At 65.6% G+C, this 22,876-nt stretch carries 18 protein-coding genes; 10 read left to right on the top strand and 8 right to left on the bottom strand.

The window, feature by feature from the left end; all coding sequences use genetic code 11:
- Positions 1–569: 569 nt before the first annotated feature.
- The 3 genes from MXD60_RS17510 to MXD60_RS17500 form a co-directional block, all read right to left on the bottom strand.
- Positions 570–1,589, bottom strand: coding sequence for a hypothetical protein (locus MXD60_RS17510; RefSeq protein WP_248820388.1), 1,020 nt, complete (start codon positions 1,587–1,589; stop codon positions 570–572).
- Between the two features lie 93 nt (positions 1,590–1,682).
- A complete protein-coding gene (locus MXD60_RS17505; RefSeq protein ID WP_248820387.1) occupies positions 1,683–2,489 on the bottom strand; it encodes a ParB/RepB/Spo0J family partition protein in 807 nt (268 codons plus the stop codon).
- A 1,220-nt stretch (positions 2,490–3,709) separates the two neighbouring features.
- Positions 3,710–6,553, bottom strand: a complete 2,844-nt coding sequence (locus MXD60_RS17500) for an amino acid adenylation domain-containing protein (RefSeq protein ID WP_248820386.1) — start codon at positions 6,551–6,553, stop codon at positions 3,710–3,712.
- Positions 6,554–7,058: 505 nt separating this feature from the next.
- Here MXD60_RS17500 and MXD60_RS17495 point away from each other — a divergent pair.
- Together MXD60_RS17495 and MXD60_RS17490 are read left to right on the top strand one after the other, a co-directional pair.
- The gene (locus MXD60_RS17495; protein ID WP_248820385.1) at positions 7,059–8,783 is read left to right on the top strand and encodes a BTAD domain-containing putative transcriptional regulator; all 1,725 of its coding nucleotides are present in this window, start codon (positions 7,059–7,061) and stop codon (positions 8,781–8,783) included.
- A 30-nt stretch (positions 8,784–8,813) separates the two neighbouring features.
- Positions 8,814–10,445 carry a class I adenylate-forming enzyme family protein gene (locus tag MXD60_RS17490; RefSeq protein WP_248820384.1) on the top strand — a complete coding sequence of 544 codons (1,632 nt, stop codon included), beginning with the start codon at positions 8,814–8,816 and terminating at the stop codon, positions 10,443–10,445.
- A 28-nt stretch (positions 10,446–10,473) separates the two neighbouring features.
- On the opposite strand, the gene MXD60_RS17485 is transcribed toward MXD60_RS17490, so the two are convergent.
- Together MXD60_RS17485 and MXD60_RS17480 are read right to left on the bottom strand one after the other, a co-directional pair.
- Positions 10,474–11,130 (bottom strand): response regulator transcription factor, encoded by a 657-nt coding sequence (locus MXD60_RS17485; RefSeq protein WP_248820383.1) that lies wholly within the window; start codon positions 11,128–11,130, stop codon positions 10,474–10,476.
- Positions 11,127–12,245, bottom strand: a complete 1,119-nt coding sequence (locus MXD60_RS17480; RefSeq protein WP_248820382.1) for a sensor histidine kinase — start codon at positions 12,243–12,245, stop codon at positions 11,127–11,129. The genes MXD60_RS17485 and MXD60_RS17480 overlap by 4 nt, the downstream gene beginning before the upstream one ends.
- A 187-nt stretch (positions 12,246–12,432) precedes the next feature.
- On the opposite strand from MXD60_RS17480, the gene MXD60_RS17475 reads away from it, so the two are divergent.
- Genes MXD60_RS17475 through MXD60_RS17465 form a run of 3 tightly spaced genes read left to right on the top strand, consistent with a single transcriptional unit; the run spans position 12,433 to position 15,288 of the window.
- Positions 12,433–13,383, top strand: a complete 951-nt coding sequence (locus tag MXD60_RS17475) for an ABC transporter ATP-binding protein (RefSeq protein WP_248820381.1) — start codon at positions 12,433–12,435, stop codon at positions 13,381–13,383.
- A gap of 1 nt (position 13,384) precedes the next feature.
- The gene (locus tag MXD60_RS17470) at positions 13,385–14,137 is read left to right on the top strand and encodes an ABC transporter permease (protein ID WP_248820380.1); all 753 of its coding nucleotides are present in this window, start codon (positions 13,385–13,387) and stop codon (positions 14,135–14,137) included.
- Positions 14,134–15,288, top strand: coding sequence for a CaiB/BaiF CoA transferase family protein (locus MXD60_RS17465; protein WP_248820379.1), 1,155 nt, complete (start codon positions 14,134–14,136; stop codon positions 15,286–15,288). The genes MXD60_RS17470 and MXD60_RS17465 overlap by 4 nt, the downstream gene beginning before the upstream one ends.
- Positions 15,289–15,329: 41 nt before the next feature.
- Here MXD60_RS17465 and MXD60_RS17460 read toward each other — a convergent pair whose 3' ends face one another.
- From MXD60_RS17460 to MXD60_RS17450, 3 genes are read right to left on the bottom strand one after another with little or no spacing between them, the layout of a single operon-like run.
- Complete coding sequence (locus tag MXD60_RS17460; protein WP_248820378.1) at positions 15,330–16,178, bottom strand: oxygenase MpaB family protein; 849 nt, start codon at positions 16,176–16,178, stop codon at positions 15,330–15,332.
- Between the two features lie 41 nt (positions 16,179–16,219).
- A complete protein-coding gene (locus MXD60_RS17455) occupies positions 16,220–17,242 on the bottom strand; it encodes a terpene synthase family protein (protein ID WP_248820377.1) in 1,023 nt (340 codons plus the stop codon).
- A 28-nt stretch (positions 17,243–17,270) separates the two neighbouring features.
- Entirely contained in the window at positions 17,271–18,692 is a 1,422-nt protein-coding gene (locus tag MXD60_RS17450; RefSeq protein WP_248820376.1) for an aldehyde dehydrogenase family protein, read from the bottom strand.
- A 133-nt stretch (positions 18,693–18,825) separates the two neighbouring features.
- Between MXD60_RS17450 and MXD60_RS17445 the strand changes: the two genes are divergently transcribed.
- The 5 genes from MXD60_RS17445 to MXD60_RS17425 all read left to right on the top strand — a co-directional run bounded on the left by MXD60_RS17445 (position 18,826) and on the right by MXD60_RS17425 (position 22,852).
- A complete protein-coding gene (locus MXD60_RS17445; RefSeq protein ID WP_248820375.1) occupies positions 18,826–19,626 on the top strand; it encodes an enoyl-CoA hydratase/isomerase family protein in 801 nt (266 codons plus the stop codon).
- 87 nt (positions 19,627–19,713) lie between these two features.
- A complete protein-coding gene (gene ccrA, locus MXD60_RS17440; protein WP_248820374.1) occupies positions 19,714–20,958 on the top strand; it encodes a crotonyl-CoA carboxylase/reductase in 1,245 nt (414 codons plus the stop codon).
- Positions 20,959–20,983: 25 nt separating this feature from the next.
- On the top strand, positions 20,984–21,190 hold the full coding sequence (locus MXD60_RS17435; RefSeq protein WP_248820373.1) for an MbtH family protein: 207 nt from the start codon (positions 20,984–20,986) through the stop codon (positions 21,188–21,190).
- Positions 21,191–21,198: 8 nt separating this feature from the next.
- Positions 21,199–22,422: a PrnB family protein gene (locus MXD60_RS17430; RefSeq protein WP_283098528.1), complete on the top strand. Its 1,224-nt coding sequence runs from the start codon at positions 21,199–21,201 to the stop codon at positions 22,420–22,422.
- A gap of 28 nt (positions 22,423–22,450) precedes the next feature.
- Positions 22,451–22,852, top strand: a complete 402-nt coding sequence (locus tag MXD60_RS17425; RefSeq protein WP_248820371.1) for a TauD/TfdA family dioxygenase — start codon at positions 22,451–22,453, stop codon at positions 22,850–22,852.
- Positions 22,853–22,876 lie beyond the last annotated feature (24 nt).

Raw genomic sequence — 22,876 nt, 5'->3', positions numbered from 1 at the left:
AAGTTGACCGGAAAGGGATCGGGTGTTGGCGTGTCGGGATGGACGAACACCCCTCCTCCTTAACCGAGTGGCATTGGCTCTTCGCCACGCACAGCCACCCGACCCCCCAGACCGTCAGAAGAGGCGGTTCCATCCGCCAGCGTTGTTCTCAACGCCATAACGGGCGGACGCGACGAAAGCTCCCGACGTCGTCGCCGGGGGCCTGTCTGCGGTGGCGTGGGTTACCGGGGGTCGTCCGGGTCGCCTCGCCCACCACGGACATCGCTCCGGCGCGTGGCCGTGCCTTGGTCCCCTGGTCCTCGCTGTCGTCGGGGCCGATGCGAGATTCCTGTGAAATCCTGTCGCGGTGGCCGCGGAGGTGGGGCATGCTGATGCCCTGTGAGTGATCGACGGGGGCTGTTCGCGCAGGGCGACCGCACGACTGTCGCAGTGATCACAGGCTCCGCCAGCCGACGGCGGGGGCCGCCAGTAGGGCGTGGAAGCGACTCCCCGGACAGGTCCAGGGCGGAGCCTGCGAACGGCGGCACTGGGTTCGCTGTTCCATTCTGGCCGGCAGCCATGACAATCGATTACGGACGCAGGTGCTGACCGCAGTCAGCGCTCTTCGCCATCTGCTCGACGACGGTCGCCACCGCGATGTCATTGACGGCCATACCGAACGGGTTGAGGACCACCCGGTCGTTCCATCCTGGCCGGATGGTCACGGTGCCAGCAACGAGATGGCCGAGCTCAGCACAGACCCGCTGCGGCGATGCTGCCGGCGTCGGATTGCCCGAGTGGACCACCAGGCCATCTTTGATGAGCTGTCCGAGCAGCCGGTTGGTGTCTCCGGCAACCAGGTCCCAGCTGTCCACCACCAAATGATCGGCCTTCAGCAGAAGGTTGCGGTCGCAATCATCGAGGCCGACATTGACGACGACCGTGCCGGGGGCAACGTCGGTGACTCCGAGGTGGGCCTTCGCACTGGTTGTCGCTGCGATGACGACCTCGGAAGTACGGAGCGCCGCAGCCCGGTCTGAAACGACCCTAACCTCGACGTCACCAACTCGAGCCCGTTCTGCAATGCCTGCAGCGCGGTTGATGTCACTATCGTGTATCCAGATGATCCGCACTGTGGGAATAGTCGTTCCCAGCAATTGTACATGGGCCTCCCCGATTGGCCCAGCACCGATAACGACGGCTTGTTCGATCGGGCGGGCCGTCAGGCGGCGCAATCCGGCGATGCTGACGGCCGCCGTCCGGATGGCTGACAGGGGCGCTGCTGCCATAATGGTCGACACCTGGCCGGTGAGCACGTCGAACAGTAGGACTAGCCCGCTGGCCCGGTCAATACCCCGGCCTGGATTCGAGGTATTGCCGTTTATCACCTTCACACCGGCAGCGTAGGGCGGCGCACCGAGCGCGGCCGGTAGGGTGAGGCTTCGGGCCCATCCGTCTCCGGCGGTCCATCGCAGGTAGGCTTCCTCTGGCAGCACCGCCCGACCAGAAGCGTGTAGTTTCAGTGCTGCTTCAACGACCTCCACGACGTCTATGCGCTCTAAGAGATCAACTACAGTGGCAGTGTCAAGGTAGCGGATGTGGTCGGGCACACCAACCTCCGATCTGCTTTGTGCTGGCAGCCACCGGTCTTCTGATAGAAGGTGCCTCTTTCGATGGCTTTCATGCGGCACGACTGGCCGGCCTCAGGAGATCTCGTCTTCCGCAAGACTTCGGCTCCTGAGGTCAAGCTCGATCGATTTCCACGCGGCCGAATAGTGTGCGGCCAGCCGGGCCAGAATCTCATTCCAATGAGGCGGAACCGCGGCGATGATGTCCGACCACCGGTCAAGGGCGGCGGAGTGCACACTGAGTAAACCAAGTAGTCTTCGGCCGGATTCGCTGAGCTTGATCGACGGATCGCGACGTAGCCAGTCCAGTGGTACGGGCCCGTCGTTGACCGCCGTCCGGGCGTGTTTCGCCGGATTCTCGCCCCTTCTTACCCGGTCCTTGACATCTTTTGCGGTAGCCACCGAAACGCCGGCTTCCCGAGCGATCTCCCGAAGGCTGGCGCCCGGGCGAGAGGCGATCACCTCGCCCGCGATCCTGCGCCCCCGGCTCGGGTCCACTGGACGGATCCTTCCGTCCAGGCCCTTCCGGATCGGCGGCTGTGGAAGCTCGGTCCGGGAACGTCGGACGGCTGCCACGGTCTTCGCGCTGAGGCCAACACATTTTGCGATCCTGCGATCAGACAGCTCGGGATGGCTCTCAATGATTCGCGTCACCGCCGCCTTGCGGTCCGGTAAGGAGAGAGGCAGACCGTGGACGGTGTTGATCTCGACCGCATGGAGAAAAGCCTCGTCTGCGGTGCCATCGAAGTAGACAATTCGGACCGTTCGGCGCCCCCTCAGGGCTGCGGCCCGCAGGCGGTGCATACCGTCCACCACCCGCATGGTCTGGCGGTGCACCAGGATCGGCGGAGGCTCGGAATCCAGGGCGGCCAGCCTGCGCACATACTCCTCATCTTCGCCCAGAAGTCGTGGTGAATCAGCCTCGCGGAGAAGAAAAATAGAGACTATTACATCTTCCTTCCCGTTTGGGAAAACTCTAGTTGCCATCTGCTATAGCCTTCGGTAGCCGCGCAAAGTGGAAAGGGTATCCGCTTCGTAGGTCGTCGCTCCGCAGGCGACTGCTGCCGCGATGACGAAAAATCTGGGCGTACGAGGAAAAGCGATCCGCCATGGACGTTCTCCCTTTCTCTCGCTGATCTTCACAACCGAAAGGCGGCCTCAGACATGGGAGATGTGCGCATGATGAATGAATGGCGACCGTGCTGTGTCAACCTCGAACGGGTCGTGACTTCGTTCTGGTATTCTGTGGTCTCCCCGACGAATAGCTGGACTTTGATCCGCCGGAAATCCTCATGGAAAACGAGTGATCATTACGTTTCGCAATCATGCGCCAGAAATGCCACGGAGACCACCTGGGCGCTCTACGGGAAAATGAGTCCGTTGGAACCAGGGGACTTCCGGTGTGACACGCCGCCATCTCTCGAAACAGGTTTCAGGCAGGGTGCCGAAAATGGCTACGAGCTCACATGTCCACCCGGCCCCTCTCGGCGGAACCAGGAAGGGTGACCTTGGTGCACTCGGACCCCTGCTTATCCGAGGACCCGAGCATGGTCGAACTGTCATCCGAACATGGAACCGGCAAGCCGATCGTGCTGGCTATTACCTCCTGGCTCTAAACAGGATGCGTCGGCTCCTCCTTGAGGGTGGAAGTGGCGGGAAGGGCACATAGCACTTTCAGGCTAACCTCGAAAAGCGTATCACATCCGGCGCCCGAAGATGGGTCTTAGTAGCCACGGTGGACGCGAACTACCCTCCGTAGGCATCCATTCAAGGCTTCGGTGCGGTGGTGATCTTGTGGTGATGAGATCGAAATGATTCCGGAGCTGGAATGATGGCAACGGTGAGCAGGTCGGTGTGTAGTGGAGCGGAAAGTGCGTGGAGATCTTACGGACATCAAGTCCTACGAAGCGTAACCGCTAGCCGTCGGCGACCGGTACTCGATGATCCGATCGTGATTCCCTGCTTCTCCACCTGGGTCATCGATCAAATCGGCAGATCACACGCGTGGACATCCTGGCGGCGCTGGACCGTGCTCGCGATGCCGCGACAGCCGTACCAGCCGGGCCCTGTGGTCCACGTCGATGCACATGGGTTGTTCCTTGTCAGAGGTCGTGAGCCAGGTGGCGCAACTCGTCGACCCACAGTTCCACCAGCCTGCGCGCCTCGGTGCGGCCCAACACGTCGTCCGGCCATCGAAGGGTGAGGTGAAGCTGATGCTCGTGAACCTCCGCAGACAGGTCGAGGGCACGGCCACGCGGCAGATCAGTTCCGGTGGCAGGCAGGGCGGAGGAGAATCGCGGCACGGCGACCCAGTCCGCAGGCGGGCTGTCGCTGCACGCTGTGTATCTAAAAAAGATCTGTGGGTCTGGAAAATCGGCCAGCAGCATCGCGGCGTCGGGGTTCATGTAGCGGAGCATTCCGTAACCGATTCCGCGGTCAGGGAGCTCCCGTAGCTGGGTGCTGATGGCGTTGAGCCCGGTGCCGTCGGGTCCGGGGTCCAGTCGGACCGGGAAGCGGTGGCTGAAGCGGCCCACGGTCCGGGAAAGGCTCCCGGACTCGGCCGGCGTGGCACGTCCGGAACCCTCCAGCTCGATCAGCACGGACCGCTCCGCGGGTGTCGACCGCCACCGTGCCACAGCGTGGACGAGCCCGGTAAGGAGGATTGCCTCGGCTCCCGCCGCTAACCGGGCCGGGAGATCAGTGAGAATCGAGGTCGTATGGTCGGCGGTCAGGGTGACGGCCAGTCGTCCCGTGGTCGAGCGAGTGTCCGGGGCGGGGGCGGACCGGCGTGTACCCAATGGGGGGTCGCCACCTTCGAGTATCCGCTGCCACAGCGGAAGTTCGGCGAGCCGTTCGGTCGTCTGCGCCTCGACCGCAAGTGAACGCGCCCAGCTTCGGTAGCTGGTCCGCACCGGGGCCAACGCATCGCCCGCCCAGGCGGTAGCGAGATCGAAGGCGAGTATCCGCCAGGACGCGTCGTCGATCACGAGAGGGTGCGCGACGATCAGTAGCAGGCCGGAGGCCTCTGGACCTGCGTCCAACCACACCATCTGGAGCAGCTTCCCCCGCTCCGGATCCAGCCGGTGGGCGGCTGCCGCGGCCTGTCGACCGACCTCGGCCGTGACATGTGGCGGCAGCGCGATCCGGGTGATGACATGGCGGGCGTCCACGGTGCCCGGCGCGTCGACCTCCAGACTCCAGGGCAGCGTGAGGTCCAGGCCCACCTGCCGGGCCCGCAGCATGTCGTGATGGTCGAGGACGGTCTGAACGGCAGCGGCGAGCCTCTCCTGGTCCAGATTCGGCGGAACACGCAGCGCTCTGGACTCGCTGAGTCCTCTGGCCGTGCTGCCCGGCCGGAGAAGACGGCGAACATCGGGGGCGCTGAGGGTCGTGCCGAGGCCGTCCGAAGCATGGATACCCGAATCACTGTGTAGCCGTTCCGGCCTGGGTAGATCGCTCAGGTCCACCTTGCCGTTCGCTGTCAGTGGCATCTTGTCCAGTGTGATCAGCGTTCCCGGTACCAAGTGACTTGGCAGGACCTCGAGCAGATGCGCCCGCACCGTGGCCACGTCCAACGCGATGCGTGAGCCGGAGGCCAGATAGCCGACCAGTCGTGGATCTCCTGCCGCGGTTGCGCCGACGGTGACAACAGCGTTCGCCACTCCTGGGACCCGGGTGAGCGCAGCCTCGATCTCACCGAGTTCAATGCGTAGCCCGTGAATCTTCACCTGCCGGTCCTCACGGCCGATGAACTCCAGGGAGCCATCCGGACGGGACCGGGCGAGGTCTCCGGTGCGATACATCCGCTCGCCGCGGCCGCCGAATGGATCGGCCACGAATCGCCCGACCGTGAGGGCGGGGCGATTCAGATAGCAGCGCGCGACCCCGACTCCAGCCACATAGAGCTCGCCGATGTTGCCGGACGGCAACGGTCGCAGTCGGTCGTCGAGGACATGGACCTGCACGTTGGGCAACGGCCGGCCAATTCCTGGCACACCCTTCGCCGCCGTGAGCGGGCCCGCCATCGTGCAGCAGACTGTCGTCTCGGTCGGACCGTAGGCATTGAACATCTCGCGCCCGGGGGCCCACTTGGCAACCAATCCGGCGGGGGGACTCTCGCCGGCGATCACCAGAGTTCGCACGGTGGGCAGGCTGCCGAGGGGCAGACGACTGAGAACGGCGGGTGGGAGGGTCGTATGTGTCACGCGATGGCGCCGTATCAGCTCCGGCAGCTGCGCGACCTGGTCGAGCATGTCGCTTGGGCCGAGAATCAGGCAGGCGCCGGAGGTGAGTGTGGTACAGATCTCGGAGACGGCCGCGTCGAAGCTGAGCGACGCGAATTGGAGCAGGCGACTGCCGGCGTCGACCGCGTGGAACCCCACCCGCGTCAAGACGAGGTTGGCGATGCCGCGGTGCTCAACGACCACGCCCTTGGGGCGGCCGGTGGAGCCGGATGTGTAGATGACATATGCGGGTGATCGTGCAGTAAGCGGGCTCGTCCGTTGAGTATCGGCAGGGTCGGCGGTGGACTCGTGATCCAGCTCGATCTGGGTCGCCGGATGGTCCAGAGAGATAACATCGACAGCGCGGGGCACAAGACTTCCGGCCGCCGCCTCGGTGGTCAGCGCCAGGAATGGACGGGCGTCCAGAAAGAGATAGGAGATCCGCTCTCTGGGGTATTCGGTGTCTATGGGCAAGTAGGCCGCGCCGGTCTTGAGAACGGCAAGTACGGCGACAACCATATCAATCGAGCGTGGCACCATGAGTGCCACGATCCGCTCTGGACCCGCGCCCCGTCGGATCAACAGATGGGCAAGCTGGTTGACGCGTGCATTGAGTTCTGCATAGGTCAGTGTCGTGGTCCTGTGTGCGATTGCCGGCGCGCGGGGCGTACGTATGACCTGAGTCTGGAAGAGCGACGGTACGAGATCATCCGCGCCGATCATGCGGGTCCTCACTTCGGATGTGTAGCGGCCGGGCAATGGCAGCGAGCGCGCGGGTGCTTGATCGCAGGGCTCCGGTCGCCGCCATGATGTCAACCTCCTCGACGCCGACGTCAAACACCTCCGCTAGGGCGAAGGCCTGGCGGGAGGCGAGGGGGATCGGGGAGTGGCGCGATCTTTTGCTGTCTCCGGCATCGTCTCTGTGCTCCGTCAACGCACTCATGCGGGTTGCTCGGATCTCGGTCCACTTCTTGAATCAGAAGATCATAGCCCCACCCCGATGAAAATGTCACTCCGTCTGTTGCAGCAGATCTCCGTTCAGACACGGTCTGGTATTTGCCCTGTAAGGTGGCCGGCTGGATCGGCTGTGTCTGGCTTAAGAGTGCTGCTCCCTGGATGTCAAGTCATCAGTCGAACGCTTCCCCGGATGCTGTTCAACTGTTCCTTGCCCCGGGTGTCGCTCCGTGATAGATCATCGTCATGGCGGGGAGTTCATTGGAGGGCAAGGATGGAGAACTCGCTCGGAAAGATCATTTGTGATCTGCGTCGTGAAGCACGACTGAGTCAGCGGACACTGGCCGAGAGATCGGGCATCAGCCTGCGGACTCTTCGGGAGATCGAACACGGAAGGGTGCGCCGACCACACCCGAGTTCGTTGCAGCGGGTCGCGTTGGTACTGGATGATCCACGGCTGTCCGATGCCCTCGCCGGACAGGTCGGCGATCGGACTGCACTTGGAGACGGTCATCACTCGCTGAACCTCCAGGTATTCGGCCACCTCACTCTCAAGCTAGGCCCCGTCGAGCTCGGTCTCGGCACCCCCATGCAGCGGACCCTGTTGGGCTTGTTGGCGATTCATGCCAACCAGGTGGTCGCCTGCGAAGAGATAGTCGAGGTCCTCTGGGGGGATGACCCGCCGAACACGTTCACCCAGCTCATTCATACCTACGTCTCGCGTTTGCGTTCACTTTTCAACCGCCAGTCCGACACGCTTACGCAGAGGCCGCAGGTCGGCTACCACAGGGGCGGCTACGAGCTGCGGATCGTGAGCGAGCGGCTTGACCTGGGTGTCTTCAATGATCTGATCCAGGAAGCCGCGGACGCCCGCCGGTGTGGTGACCTGACAGCCGAGTACGACATCCTCGCCCAGGCCCTCGCCCTGCCGGCCGGTCCGCTTCTGGAGGGAGCCGCGTCGGGTCTGCGTGAGCACCGATTCGCTGAGGAGCACCGCCGCGGCCACCTTGTCGCAGTGCTACGTTTCGCCCAGATGGAGAGCAGCCTCGGCCACTACGAGGAAGCGATCGCGATACTGAGGCCACTCGTTCCGCAGTATCGCCTGCATGAGGGGTTGCATGCCGCTCTGATGCTGGCATTCGCGGCCTCTGGCCAGCAGGTCGCCGCGCTGGACCTTTACAACGGCCTCGTCTCCCGGTTGCGGACCCAGTTCGGCCTCGAACCCAGCCCCGATCTACGCGCGGCACACATGTCCGTGCTACGACAGAACGCGGCGCGGGAGTCGCTGTCGCTCGGAGCGCCCGCTCCGGCTGCGATTCCGCACAGTCTCGGCGACTTCGTGGGACGCGAGGAGTTGTATCCGGTGCTGCGCTACCTCGTCGGGGCCAGATCCGCTACCCCGTTCGGCGCCGCGCCGATCGCCTCACTGCATGGCGGGCCAGGCGTGGGCAAGTCCGCGCTCGCGATTCGGGTGGCCAGCCGTTGCCTGTCCCGTTACCCCGACGGGGTCCTTTACGTGGACGGACCCGTCGACGCCCACCCGGTACTGGGCTGCTTCCTTCGCGAACTTGGGGTGCAGGCCCAGGATGTACCGACGAGCCTGGCCGAACGTATCCGGCTCTTCCGTGCGTTGCTGACCCATCGGCGGGTTCTTGTCGTGGTCGACAACATGGAGCGGGAGGACGTCGTCCGGGCTCTGGTTCCGACTGGATTTCACACCGGGATGCTGATCACGGGGCGGGAACGGTTCTATGCCGAAGGCGTGCGGCACTTCCTGATCCCGGCCTTCACCGCCGACCAGGCATACGAGCTGCTCTGCCGGATGATCGGCATCAGCCGAGTGGCGGCGGAACCCACGGCGGCGCAAATGATCATTGAACGTCACGACGCCGATCCAAAGTCCCTCCGTAGCGTCGGACTGCGCCTCGCGGCCCAGACCGACCTGCCACTCGCGGAACTGTGCGGCGACCCCACCGCGTCCACGACGGTCCGAGTCTGACCGTGCCATCTGTGCTGCGAGGAGATACACGTGGTCGTTGACCATCCCGCCGTCGTACTGGAGCAGGCCAGCCCGCACCTGTCCGATCAGACCGTGGGCGGTCTTCTGCGGGACACCGCCGCCGCCTGTCCCGACGCGCTGGCCCTGGAAGCTGTCCCCGACGGCACCAGAGAGCCCCGCACGTGGACGTACAGCGAGCTTCTCACCGAGGCCGAACAGATCGCTGGCGGGATCGCTCGCCGGGTCCCGGCGGGGGGACGGGTCGCACTCTGGGCGCCGAACGTCCAGCACTGGCCGATCTTCGAATACGCAGCCGCGCTGGCCGGAGTCGTTCTCGTGGCGTTGAATCCCACGCTCCGCGCCGGGGAACTGCACCACGCGCTCTCGTTGTCCGAGGCGACGATGCTCATGCACGCGGACAAGGTCCGCGGGTACGACATGGCGGCCGCCGTCCGGGACGTCGTCGTGGGGCTGCCATCACTGGAGCACGTCGCGTCGCTCACCGACTGGGAGGACCTGCGGGAGCCCGGTGGCGTGCCCGCATCGCGGGTCGCCGCGACAGCCTCCGAGGATGCCGCCCAGATCCAGTTCACCTCGGGAACCACAGGCCCGCCCAAGGCGGTCCTGCTGTCGCACCGCGCGGTCGTCAACGTCGCCCGGTTCACGTTCCTGGAGCTCGGCCTGGCGGACCGCACGACGGTTGTCTCACCGTTGCCGATGTTCCATACCGCGGGCTGTGTGATTTCCTGCCTCGGGCCGGCCACCCTGGGCGGGACGTTCGTACTCCTCGAACGCTTCGAACCCGTCCTGCTGCTCGACGTGCTGCGCCGCCGCCCCGGGTCAGTGCTGTCCAGCGTCCCCGCTGTCCTCACGATGCTGGCGGATGTCGCTGGGAAGCAGCAGACGCCACCGCCCCGGCTGGGGTGCGTGTTGACCGGTGCGGCCCCGGTCCGCTCACGTCTCATCGCCGGCATCGAGAAGCTCTTCGCCACCACGGTCGTCAATCTCTACGGGCAGACCGAGTTGGCGTCGGTTGTGACTCTCACCCGTCCAGGAGACAGTCTGGAGACCAGGAGCACCACGGTTGGGCGACCACTGCCTCGAGTCTCCTGCCGGATCGTCCGTCCTGGAACCAGCACGGTTCTGCCATTCGGCGCGACTGGCGAGATCTGTGTCCGCGGCTACCAACAGATGCTCGGCTACCACGCTGATCCAGCGGCGACCGCGCGCAAGGTTGACGCCGAGGGCTGGCTACATACCGGAGACCTGGGCTCGTTGGGTCCCGACGGCACGCTTCGGCTTGAGGGCCGGGTCGACGATCTGATCATCTGTGGCGGCGAGAACATCGCGCCGGAGGAGATCGAGCGGCTCCTGGCCGGGCTGCCGGACGTGCGCGAGGCGCTTGTCCTCGGGGTTCCGGATGACGTCCGGGGCGAGGTCGTGGTCGCCGTGGTGTGTCCGGCATCGGACCGGGCTGTCGACGTTGTGGCCGCCCATGCGCTCTGTCGGGAGAAGTTCGCGCCGTTCAAGATTCCGGTCCGGTGGTACGAGGCGAAGTCCTGGCCCATGACGCCGGCTGGGAAGATCCAACGATTCCGCCTCAAGGAGCTTATCGCCCAAGGTGGTCTGGTGCGGCTGGACCCCGAGGGGGCATCCACGTGAGTATCACGCTGCTATGGCGCTCCGCCTGTCAGGGCTCGCCGGCCTCGATGAACCCCGACTCGTAGGCGAGGATGACCGCCTGGGTGCGGTCGCGTGCGCCGAGCTTGGCCAGCACGCTGCTCACGTAGGTCTTGATGGTCTGGACGCCGAGGTACAGGCGGTCGGCGATCTCGTTGTTGGACAATCCTTGGGCGATCAGCCGGAGCACGTCCGCTTCCCTCGCGGTGAGGGCCGCTCGCCGCATCGTCTCGTGGGCCTCCCCGTTCGGCCGCCGGCTCGCCATGGACCGGATCGTCTCGGGGAAGAGCAACGTGTGACCTGAGACGACCATGCGGATGGCTTGGACGATCTCCGTAGGTCGGGACCGTTTGAGCAGGAAGCCATTCGCCCCGCCGCGGAGTGCTTCGTAGACGTAGTCGTCCCGCTCGAAGGTGGTGAGAACGAGGATCTTCGGGGGGTTGGTCACTCTCGTGAGGATCTCGCGAATGGCGGCCAGGCCGTCGACCTTCGGCATCCGGATGTCCATGACCACGGCGTCGGGGGTCGTCTCCCGAATCAGAGACACGACCCGCGATCCGTCGGAGGCCTCCCCGACGACATCGATCTCACCGCTCGCCTCCAGAATGGCCCGCAGCCCCACACGCACCAGTTCGTCATCCTCCACGAGGAGTACTGAGATAGTCACAAGGTGAGCCTAAGGGGAAGTCTGGCCTCGACGATCCAGTGACCACCCTGAGGCCTCGCGTTGATCTCTCCACCGAGGAGGACTGCGCGTTCCTTCACGCCCTGTAGACCCTTGCCACCCGGCCGTGAGGAGACGGGCGTCCTGGCGAGCAGCGGGTTGGCGACCCGTAGCTCCAGGCAGGCATCGTCAACGTTGAGGTCGATCGCCACCGCGCAGCCCGGAGCGTGCCGCAGCGCATTGGTCACCGCCTCCTGCAGGATCCGGTATGCCTCCCGTGAAACCACGCTGGGGATGTCTTCGACCCGCGGCGTGATGTCGGCGATGATCGGTGCGCCCGCGATCCGGGCGTTGTCCAGCAGGCTGTCGAGTTCGGCCAGTGTGGGACGGGCCCGCGGGCCCTCCGGGGCGTCACGGAGTATCCCGACGGTCCGCTCCAGGTCGTCCATGGCTCGTCGTCCAGTCTCCTCGATGACGGTCAGGGCACGTTCGACGAACGCGGGATCGGTGGCCGCGAGTTGCCTGGCCGCGCCGGCCTGTAGGACGGCCAGGGTGAGGGCGTGGCCGATGGAGTCATGCAGCTCGGCGGCCAGCCGGTTGCGTTCTAGGAGCTGCTCGGCCCGGCGCTCGACCTCCGCGAGCTGCTCGGCTGGCGACGGGCTGAGGAACATCCGGGCCGCTCGCAGGTCGAGTGCTCCGGCTGCCACGACTGTCCACATCAGGGCAAGGACGAGCGGCGGCACCAGGAGTGGGCCCAGGAGATGGCTGTCGCTGTCCAGAAGCCGTATCCCGGAGACCCGCAGCGGCCCTTCCCGGAACGGGGCGAGGGCGAGTTCACCGGCGAGGGAGAAGGCGTTGACGGTCAGCGCCAGAACGACGGCTCCGAACCAGACGCGAAAGAGCAACCATAGTCCGGTCCGCCGCCGGTCGGACAGCGTGCGCGAGGAGTCGACGCTGATCTCGGCGCCGTCCCGTGGCCGCAGGAGCCACCGGGCCTGGATGCCCTCGGCGTGGCGGGTTCCTGGCAGGAGCGCGGCGAGCGCGAGCACTGGCAGCGGGGAGATCAGGCACATGAGCAGGGTGCGCGGCAATGATGTGCTGAAACCAGGGGCCACCATGACACATATGCCAGCGAAGACCCCACCCGTGATCAGATGCAGCCAGCGAGTGTAGACAGAGGCCCGTAGCAGAGCGGAGATGACGATCGGCACTGTCACATCATGCCTATCGCTCCCCCGTGGGAGGGAGCGGATCGGAGACGATTGGGGGATCTGCTCCGGGTGCTCCAGGCGGTTTCCTGGGACCATGACAACCAGGGCAGAATCGCCCCCTACGTCGCTCATCGATGTGCGGAATCTCACCAAACGTTACGGGTCGACCGTCGCGGTGGACCAGCTCACCTTTCGGGTCGAGCCGGGACGGGTGACCGGTTTCCTCGGGCCCAACGGGGCTGGAAAGTCGACGACAATGCGGGTGATGATCGGCCTCGACCAGCCGACCGGCGGCGAGGTGGTCATTGGCGGCCGTCGTTACGCGCAGATCGAGCAGCCTCTGCGGTATGTCGGAGCGCTCCTCGATCCGTCCGCCGTGCACCCCGGACGCAGAGCGCGGGACCAGCTGTTGGTCCTGGCCAGGAGCAACCGGATTCCGGACGCGCGAGTCGACGAGCTGCTCGAGCAGGTCGGTCTCGCTTCCGCGGCCCGGCGTCGGATCAGCGGATTCTCCCTGGGCATGCGGCAGCGGCTCGGGCTCGCGGCCGCGCTGCTCGGAGATCCGCGGGTGCTGATCCTCGATGAGCCGCTCAACGGTCTCGACCCGGAGGGCATCCAGTGGATCAGAAGTCTGCTCAAGGAGCTTGCCGCGGACGGCCGGGTGGTCCTGGTCTCCAGTCACCTCATGAACGAGATGGCGGTGACGGCCGACCATCTGATCATTATCGGCAAGGGGCGTCTGCTGGCGGACATCGGCATGGTGGAGTTCGGCGTACAGTACGGGCGGGCTCGGGTACGGATTCGCACGTCGCGGCCCGAGCGGCTGGAAAAGGCCCTGGCCGCCGAGGGACTGACCCTCACTCCGGTGGGGGGCGGAACGTGGGAAGTGCCCGACGCGCCGGCGGACCAGGTCGGCGCGGTCGCGGCACGCGAGGGCGTGCCGCTCCAGGAACTCTCCCTGCGTGAGGACTCCCTGGAGGAGACCTTCCTGCGCATGACCGCGCAATCCGTCGAATTCGCCGCCACTGGACAGCGGGTGCCCTGAGATGATCTCGCAACCGGTTCTGTATTCCGAGTGGACCAAGATCCGGTCCGTCCGTTCTCTTGTCTGGTCGCTGGTCGCTGGCGTCGCTATGCTCGTTGTACTCGGCCCAGTCGTGTGCGGGGCGCATGGCGATGGCGAGGCTGCCTCAGCGGATTTCGACCCGGTGAAGCTGGGCTTCTGGGGGCTGAACTTCGCCCAGGTGGCGGTCGCGGTCTTCGCGATGCTCTCCATCGGCGGCGAATACGAGACAGGTACGATCAGGACCTCGCTCGCCGCCGTTCCTCAGCGGGGGCGTTTCTACGTCCACAAGCTCCTGGTTGCCGCGGGCCTGTCGCTGGCCGTCGCGATCCCGACCGCGCTGCTGACGTTCTTCCTGTCCCAGCGCCTGTTGGACGAGCACGGGGTTTCCTTCGGCGATCCTGGCACGGTACGGGCGGTGATCTGCCTGGCTCTCTATTTCCCGCTGCTGAGCCTCCTGTTCATGGGAATCACCGCGATGTTCCGTAGTCTGGTTCCGGCGATGGGACTGCTCCTGCCGGTCCTCTTCCTGCTGTCTCCGCTGAGCATGCAGGTTCCCGGCCTGCGCGAGGTCGTCCAGTTCCTGCCTGATCGGGCCGGGCAGTACGCGGCCATGACCCTTCGGCCGGACGCGGACGTCTCCTACACCGCATGGCTGGGCCTGCCGATCATGGCGGCCTGGACGGCGGTGGCGGTCTTCGGTGGCTGGCGTGTCCTGCGGAGCCACGACGCGTGAACGCCCAGGGGAACGTCACGTCGGACTGGTCCACACTGCGCGGCCTCCGGATACTCGATCTCTCTCGCCTGCTGCCCGGGGGATTCACGACACTGCTGCTGGCCGACCTGGGCGCAGACGTGGTCAAGGTGGAGAGCCCTGACGGCGGTGACTATGGTCGGCTGGCCGATCCGGACACCTTCGCGGCACTCAACCGCAACAAGCGGTCGATCGTGCTCGACCTGCGCGATCGGGACGGGCGGGACACGTTTCTCCGGCTGGCCGCGGGATCCCACGCGGTGGTGGAGAGTTACCGTCCCGGTGTGCTCGACGGGATGGGGCTGGGCTTTGATCGACTGCGGAAGGCCAATCCCGGGCTGGTCCTGTGCTCGATCACCGGATTCGGCCAGTCTGGTCCCTACGCCCGGCGGCCCGGGCATGATCTCAACTTCCTGGCGCTGTCCGGCTTCTTCGCGGTGCCGAATCGCCCCGGCGGCGTCGTCGATCGGGTCGGTGTCCGGATCGCCGACATGGCGGGTGCGATGTACGCGGCGCTCTCCCTCACGGTGGCGCTCAACAGCGCCGCGGCGACCGGTCAGGGTCAGCATCTGGATGTTTCCCTGCACGAGGCGGCGACCAGCTGGTGCGGTCCGCTGGTCCTGCCGCCGAGGTCACGGGACCTGCCAGGTGAGAGCCCGCTGGTGACCGGCGACAACGATGTCTTCCGCACCTCGGACGGCCGTCGGATCACGCTGTCCACCTTCGAGGACAAGTTCTGGCTCCGCTTCCGCCGCGCCTTTGCCGGGGAGTTCCCAGCCCTCGCCGAGGACAGCCTTGACCGCCGGCGGGATCGCACCCGGGCCAAGGCGCGGGTGCGGACCCTGCTGGAGGAGATCTTCGCGCGGCACGACCTGGCCTGGTGGAGCGACTGTCTGTCCCGGATGGATATCCCGTGGGCGCCCGTCTACGAGGACGTCACGGAGCTCCTTCACGACGAACATGTCCGGGAACGCCAGCTGATCGGCACCGTGCCGGGCTCTGCCACGACGGGTCCGAGCGACCAGGTCCGCTTCCCGGTCCTGTTCGGCTCCGGGCTGGAATCGCTGAGGAGCGCGGCCCCGGCGCACGGTGAGCACACGGCCGAGATCTTGGCTGAACTGGCAGCAGACTGACGGCGCCTGTCGGGTGAGCACTCACGACGTGGCCGGCAGGCTCAGTGCGCGGGGCCGATGTCCGCGAGATCGTAGCCGTGCGGATATCCAGGGTAGGTCCTGGCCGTCGGCCTGGTCATGATCCTGGCCATCGTCGTGGGCATTGCCCGCTCAGCCAGGCCGTGACCGCGTAGGGCCAGCCGGTTCAGACCGCGGATCCATGGAGATGGTTCGCTCATTCCGAGCGCTTCGCGGGCCGGACGATCGAGCCGGCACGGCAACATGGTCGCCACGAACGTGCTCGTCGGCCACGGATACCAGGACGAGTAAAGCTCGAGCAGGGCCCGGCCCACCCGTCCATTGCATTCAGCCCCGGCGAAGTTCGCGCGTTCGTAGTCCAGGTTGAACTGTTCGAATTCGTCGCGGTCGGCTGGTAGCGACTGGATGTTCATCCGCTGGCCGACGCTGATGTAGAAGTAGAAGGCAGCGAGTTTCTCGGTCTCGCTGATCGGGCGCCAGGCCCAGCGGTTGATCCATCGTATCGGTTCGAATATGAAGGTCGACAGCACGTACCGCATGTCGTCGTTGTCTATGTCGAACCGTCGATGAGCGAGGTTGATCTGTGAGATTGCCTGCCGTCCTCGTTTCGAGTCGTATCCGCCGCGTACGATCTCGCCGAGCAGGATGCGCGTGTCGTCATAACGTTTCTGGGCGCGCAGACCGAACTCGCCGGTCTGGTCGAGCATCTTGGAGATTCGCGGTACGCAGCAGGTCCGCCAGATGGCGATCTCAAGTCCCCTACCGTAGTCCCAGGGGAACTCGTGATCGGAGGAGATCTGATGGATCTCCTGATCATCCTTCTTGGGGTCCAGGGTCTTCAGATAGTCGAGCGTTTTGTAGCGGTCCCGCATTTCTTCCTCGCTCGCGTGCGGTCGTCGGATGGAGGAGCCGTCTACAGGGCGGTGGTGCCAGAGGCGTCTTGGACCTCCGGGCGGCCGGGATCGAAGCGGCGGGTCTCGTGCCGCCAGCGGTTCTGGCCGCTCAGCCAGCTGGCCAGTCCGCGCAGGTGTGCCTCCATTCGCTGGACAAGCGCATGGTCAGCCTGATCGCGAAGGTTCCGCGCGACGAATCTGCCGCTGAGTTCGTTAAAGTAGTCGATCCGTTCCTGCGTCATGCGGGCAACTTCTCGGGCCGATTCCTGTAAAGAGCCGCCGTGGGCGTTAAGATGGACGAGGACAAGATTGTGCTGATCGCCGAGTAGTATCTCCTTCTCGCAGGAGAAGAGGTCGTTGGTCCACAGGTCGGCGTCGGACAGTGCGGCGTTGAGCTCGGTGAGGTCCGGCAGGCGGTAGAGGTCCAGCGGCACCTCCCACCGGGTGGTGACCTCGATGAGATCGAGGTAGGGCATGAGCGCGCTGCGGCGCATCCGCAGGTACTCGTCAATCCCTGGGACCCTGCCGGACCGGCGGTTCTCCGACTCCCAGACGCAGGTGTCGAAGAAGGCCGAGAGATGGGCAGTCATACGTGCACGCCAGGCAGGGGTGGTACGGAGGCCTAGGCGATTCCACAGGTCGGAAAAGGCCGACCGGAACACCTCGGGGACGAACCGGACCGGTTCGTGCGGGGGGGCATCGGCCCCCGGGCCCTCGACTGGCAGCCAGCCGAGGATCTCCGCGCAGGCCCGGCGGAGCAGGTCGGGGTCGCGGCCGAGCTCGGTCTCGTCGAACTGGTCGTCGAGCACAAGCATGCAGCTGATCCAGTCGGTGACGAGGCACAGCTCGACTGGACCCGCGTGCGGGTAGGCACGGCCCATCAGCGTGCCCAGCAGCGAGCGCTCGTGATGGTGGCGCGCTGCTTCGTCGGGGGCCAGGCGGAACCGGCGCACGAACTCGCGGGTGCTCTGTTCGGCCTCATCGGTGAATGGGCTGAGCTCCGCCAGACGTCGCGGATCAAGGGGGGGGATCTCGAAGGCCACGAAGCCGCCTTTCGGTGGAGAGCGCAGCTCAGACCGGCAGCTGCAAGGACTTGACCTCTTGGAACTCCCGGATGCCGTACAGCCCGAGCTCGCGACCCACCCCGGACCGCTTGTAGCCGCCAAACGGGGCCGCCGGGTTGAAGCCGCCCCCGTTCACCTCGACCTGACCGACGCGTAGCCTTCGACCGACCGCGATCGCCCGGTCGGTGTCAGCAGACCACACGGCCACGTCCAGCCCGTAGGACGTGTCGTTCGTGATCTCGACCGCCTCGTCCTCGCTGGTGTAGGTCAGCACGGACAGGACCGGCCCGAAGATCTCCTCCTGGACGAGTTCGGAGTCCGGCCGGACTCCGGTCCACAGAGTCGGAGCGACGAAATGGCCGGATGACGGGACGTCCATCGCCGGCAGAACCTGTTGGGCGCCGGAGGCTTGGGCGCAGCGCAGGAACCCGAGCACCCGCTCCTTCTGCGCCGCGGACGCCAGGGGACCGAGACGGCAGTTCGGATCTTCCGGGTCGCCCGGTGTATACCGCGCCATCATGGCTCCGGCAGCCTCGACGACATCGCTCAGGCGGGATGCCGGGACCAGCAGACGGCGCCGAGCGGTGCAGCTCTGCCCCGCGTTTCGCAGGGCGCTGCCGACCGCGTCCTCGACGGCGTCGGCTAGGTCGGCGTCCGGCAGGACCAGCGTTGTCGACGCGCCACCCAGCTCCAGGCAGACCTTCTTCCCCGTGCGTGCGGCGGCCGCGGCCACCGCACCGCCCACCGTGACCGAGCCGGTGAACGATACGACGTCGACGTCGGGATGGACGACGAGAGGCGCGCCGGCTCCCCGACCGTCGCCTGGCACGAGATTGAAAACACCGTCTGGTAGGTCGAGCCGGTCGATCAGGGCCGTCAGGAGGTATGCGGACAACGGGGCGCGCTCGCTCGGTTTCAGTACGATGGTGCAGCCTGAGGCGAGCGCCGCGCCGATCTTGGCAATGGCCTGGTGCAGAGGATAGTTCCAAGGCGTGATGGCGGCGACGACGCCGGCCGGCTCGCGCAGGACGAGGGAATTCCCAATGCGCTCTTCGCCGCTGTCGGACCGGAGCGCGTCGAGATAGCCGTCGAGGACCAGAAGAGGCAGGCCCGCTTGCGCGCGCCGGGAGAAATTCAGCGGAGAGCCCACATCTCGGGTGATGATCAATGCCATCTCCTCGAGGCTCTCGACTAGCATGGTGCGCAGGCGGGCCAGGCTGCTGATCCGTTCTTCGATGCTGCTCGCGCTCCATTCTGTAGATATTGATCTCGCCGCGGCGACCGCCCTGTCGACGTCTTCGGTGTGGCCCGCAGGGACTTGGCGGATGATTCTTCCGGTGGCCGGGTTCTCCACCTCGATCGTCGCCGTCGTGGCCGGTGTGACCCACCGCCCGCCGATATAAATGTGCTGCAGCGAGGGAAGCTCCATGGATTCAAATTGTAATGTTCGTGCGCAGGTATCGCGCTTGATGCATTCTGTATTCAAACCTGCCTGTCGGTGGGATGTGGAAACTTTGGCAGTATGGTAAGTCCAGAATGCCGGATCCTGTTGGGGGAATTTTGTGAAAAGTGCATACGTCGACGTTGACTGGAGCGACGGTGGCGTTGTCGTCGTGCGGCTCAACCGGCCGGATCGTCGAAACGCCATCAATGATGAGATGCTCGACGCACTGCGGGAGCTGTGCGTTGACCTCGGCGCCGGCGGCGACGCCCGTGCGCTGGTGCTGACGGGAGCAGCCGGCGCCTTCTGCGCCGGGTTCGATCTGGACGAGCTTAGGCGGTTGTCCAATCTCGACGCCGCTCAGTTGCACGCCCATCTGGACCGGCAGTCGGCGATCATTACGGTCCTGCGCACCATGCCGCTGCCGGTTGTTGCGGCGATTGACGGTGCCTGTGTGGGCGCGGGCCTCTCGCTGGCGCTCGCCGCGGATGTTCGTCTCGCCTCGGACCGGGCCCGGTTCCGCGCGCCGTTCGTCCGGTTGGGGCTGTCGGGCGGGGACCTCGGTCTTTCCTGGCTCCTGCCGCGGGTGGCGGGACTGGCCCTGGCGTCCGAGCTGATGCTCAGCGCCCGCTTCATGGAAGCCGAGGAGGCGCTGCTACACCGTGTGGTCAGCCGTGTTGTACCTTCCGGGGAGCTCATGGCCGCCGCTCTCGGCCTAGCCAGTGACATCACTGGTTGCAGCGCGGCCGCGTTGGCGTTCACCAAGGGCATTCTCCACGAGAACCTCGATGCGCCGTCACTCGAGGCTGCGCTGCGGCGGGAGAGCGCCCTTCAGGTGGTCGCGGTGAAGTCGCCTGATCTCCACGAGGCCATCGACGCCTTCCAGCAGAAGCGCGAGCCGCGCTTTCGCTGGTCAAGCTGACCGATCGTCAGGTTGGCGGCCGGTGGCGGCAGTTTCCTGTATGGGGGATGTCCAGTGTCGTTTCGGCGAGTTCCCTACTCTTGACTTGTGGCCGTAAGAGAGATTTACGATCTTGGCGAGATCCCGCCGTTGGGGGCGGTTCCACGTTACATGCACGCATCCGTCATCCGGTCGGAACTCTATGGTCCTCCGGTCAAGTCCTTTCGGCTCGAGACGGTCGAGGTTCCACCGGTCGGTCGAGGTCAGGTCCTCATCATGGTGATGGCCGCTGGAATAAATTACAACGGCGTCTGGGCCGGACTCGGAACTCCCGCGGATGTTATTGCCGCCAGGCGGAGAAATGGTGATCCGCTGGATTTCCATATCGCAGGATCGGAGGGCTCGGGTGTCGTATGGGCAGTCGGTGAGGGAGTGCGTGGACTCCGCGTGGGTGATCATGTCATCGTCGGTGGCGTCTGCTGGGACGAATCGGCTGCTGACATCCGGATGGGGGCCGACCCCACGACGTCCACCTCGCAGAAAGCATGGGGCTACGAGCTGAACCACGGTTCGTTCGCCCAGTTCACGGTGGCCGCCGAATACCAGTGCCACCGCAAGCCTGACCGGCTGACCTGGGAGGAGGCCGGGTGCTTCCTCGCGGGCGGCTCGACCTCCTACCGGCAACTACTCGGCTGGCATCCGCACACGGTCCAGCCGGGGGATCCTGTGCTGATCTGGGGCGGCGCCGGAGGCCTGGGCTCCATGGCCATCCAGATCACCAGGTGCTTCGGGGGGCGGCCGATCGCGGTCGTCTCCGACGACGCCAAGACGGACTACTGCCTTCGGCTCGGCGCCGAAGGAGTCATCAACCGGCGAGAATTCGATCACTGGGGTCGGATGCCGGACCCGGCCGACCTGGACGCCTATCGGGCCTGGCTCGGCGGGGTGCGGTCCTTCGGTCGGAAGATCTGGGACGTCCTCGGGGACCGGAGGTCACCCAAGATCGTCTTGGAGCATCCTGGCCGGGACACGCTGCCGACATCGGTGTACGTGTGTGACAACGGCGGAATGGTCGTCACCTGTGCGGGGACGAGCGGCTACAACGGAGATCTCGATCTACGTTTCCTGTGGATGTTCCAGAAGCGGCTGCAGGGGTCGCACGCCGCCAATGTCCGGCAGACCGCCGCCGTCATCGACCTCGTCGCGGCCGGCCGCCTTGATCCGTGCCTGAGCGAGGCCTATCCCTTCGCCGACATCGCCGAGGCGCACCAACGTGTCTATGAGAACCGGCATCTGCATGGCAACGCGGCCGTCCTGGTCAATGCGCCCGAACCGGGATTGAAGTCGCTGTGACGGACCTCGAGAGGAAAGGGTGAAGATGGTGAATCCGTTCGACGACCCTGAAGGTGATTTCTTCGTGCTGGTCAACGACGAGGATCAGCACTCCCTGTGGCCGACCTTCGCGGAGGTGCCGGCGGGCTGGCGCGTGGCCTTCGGGGCGGACGGCCGGGATGCCTGCCTCAGCTATGTCGAGGAGCACTGGACCGACATGCGGCCAAAGAGTCTTATCGAGAAGATGCGCTGACGGGCCCAATGTCGTCCCGGAGGCCATCGAACCAACTCGGCGAGTGGAGTGAAGTGTCGACTCAGACAGTGGATGAATTCTTGGCGAGTCACTCGGTCGACCCGGTGCGCGGATTCCTGCCGAGCGCTGACCCTCTTGAGCGTCTCCCCGCCGGATTCGAGTGCTGGGAGGAACTTGCCGCGGATCTGCCGAAAGTCGTGTGCGCCGGACGGATTCACTCGGCGATCGCCGCTCTGCCGGAGCTGAGCCCGACCGACCTGGCGGACGGCCCCGAGCTGGATCGGGCAATGCTTCTGCTGTCCTATTTCGGGCACACCTACGTCTTCGGGGACGACGAGCCTCGCTCCACGATCCCCGCGAACCTGGCACGTCCCTGGTACCAGGTCGCCGCCCGCCTGGGCCGCCCGCCGGTCCTGTCCTATGCTTCGCACAGCCTTGTGAACTGGCGGCGGTTTGACCGCGGCCTACCGATCGAACTCGGTAACATCGCGCGGCTAGAAAACATAGTTGGTGGCATGGACGACGATTGGTTCGTCCTCGTCCACGTCGCCATCGAATCCGCTGCGGGCGCGGGCGTGGCCGCAGCGGTTCAGGCGCAGGACGCTGCCGAACACGACGACCTCGAAGGGCTCGCGAAGCACCTCGACGCCCTCGGCGACGTCATGGAACGGATGCTCGGCACCCTCCGTCGAATGCCCGAGCACTGCGATCCGTACATCTACTACAACCGGGTGCGGAGGTACATCTTCGGCTGGCTGGACAACCCGGCGCTGCCGAACGGCGTGCTGTATGAGGGCGTCAAGGAGTATGCGGACCGGCCGCAGAAGTTCCGCGGCGAGACCGGTGCGCAGAGTTCGGTGATCCCGGCCTTCGACGCGGTGCTCGGCCTCGACTACAGCGGAGACGTCCTCGGAAAACACATGGTGGAGCTGCGTGCGTACATGCCGCCCAGGCATCGGGTCTTCGTCGAGGCGCTCGAGGAGCGGTTCTCTGTTCGTGACTACGTAGCCCGCAACGCCGACCACAAAATTCTCGTGGCGGCCTACAACCGTGACGTGCAGCTGACCGGTGACTTTCGTAGACAGCACCTGGAGTACGCAGGTACCTACATTCGCGGTCAGGTGCAGACCTCCGGCGCCAACCCCGTGCAGGTCGGCACCGGTGGTACCCCGTTTATGAAGTACCTGTCCCAGCACGTTCTCGATACCGACCGCTATCTGATCGAGAAGTAGTCGTCGCGCGGGACCGAAGGAGGCAGCCGTGACCGGGCTTCCACGCTGGCGGCCGCACTCCGTCCGGCCGCCAGATGGTGGGCGGACGGGAGCCGCCGGGCTTCTCGGCCACCTGGCGTCCATCGATCTGGATGAGCTCCTCATCCGCGAGAAGGCCCTGGTCTTCCGAGGATTCGACGTCCGGCTCTCGGACTTCGACCGGGTGGTCGGCGCGTTGCTGCCGAACCGGCTCGCCTACGTTCACGGGAACTCGCTCCGGACGAGGGTGGGGCGGGACATCTACACGTCGACGGAGTACCCACATGAGTACGTGATCTCCATGCACAACGAGATGTCCTACGCCGCTCGCTGGCCGTCCAGGCTGCTCTTCTACTGCGAGGCTGCCGCGGCGCCCCGCCGGGCCCCCCCCCGGCAGGTCGGCCGGGCCTAGCGGGCCGCGCAAGACAAACAGCAG

This window comes from Frankia sp. AgB32 (assembly GCF_023243045.1).
In the GTDB taxonomy this organism is placed as follows: Bacteria; Actinomycetota; Actinomycetes; order Frankiales; family Frankiaceae; genus Frankia.
The sequence above is the reverse complement of the archived record's forward strand: the minus strand, read 5'-3'. Positions and strand labels throughout refer to the sequence as shown.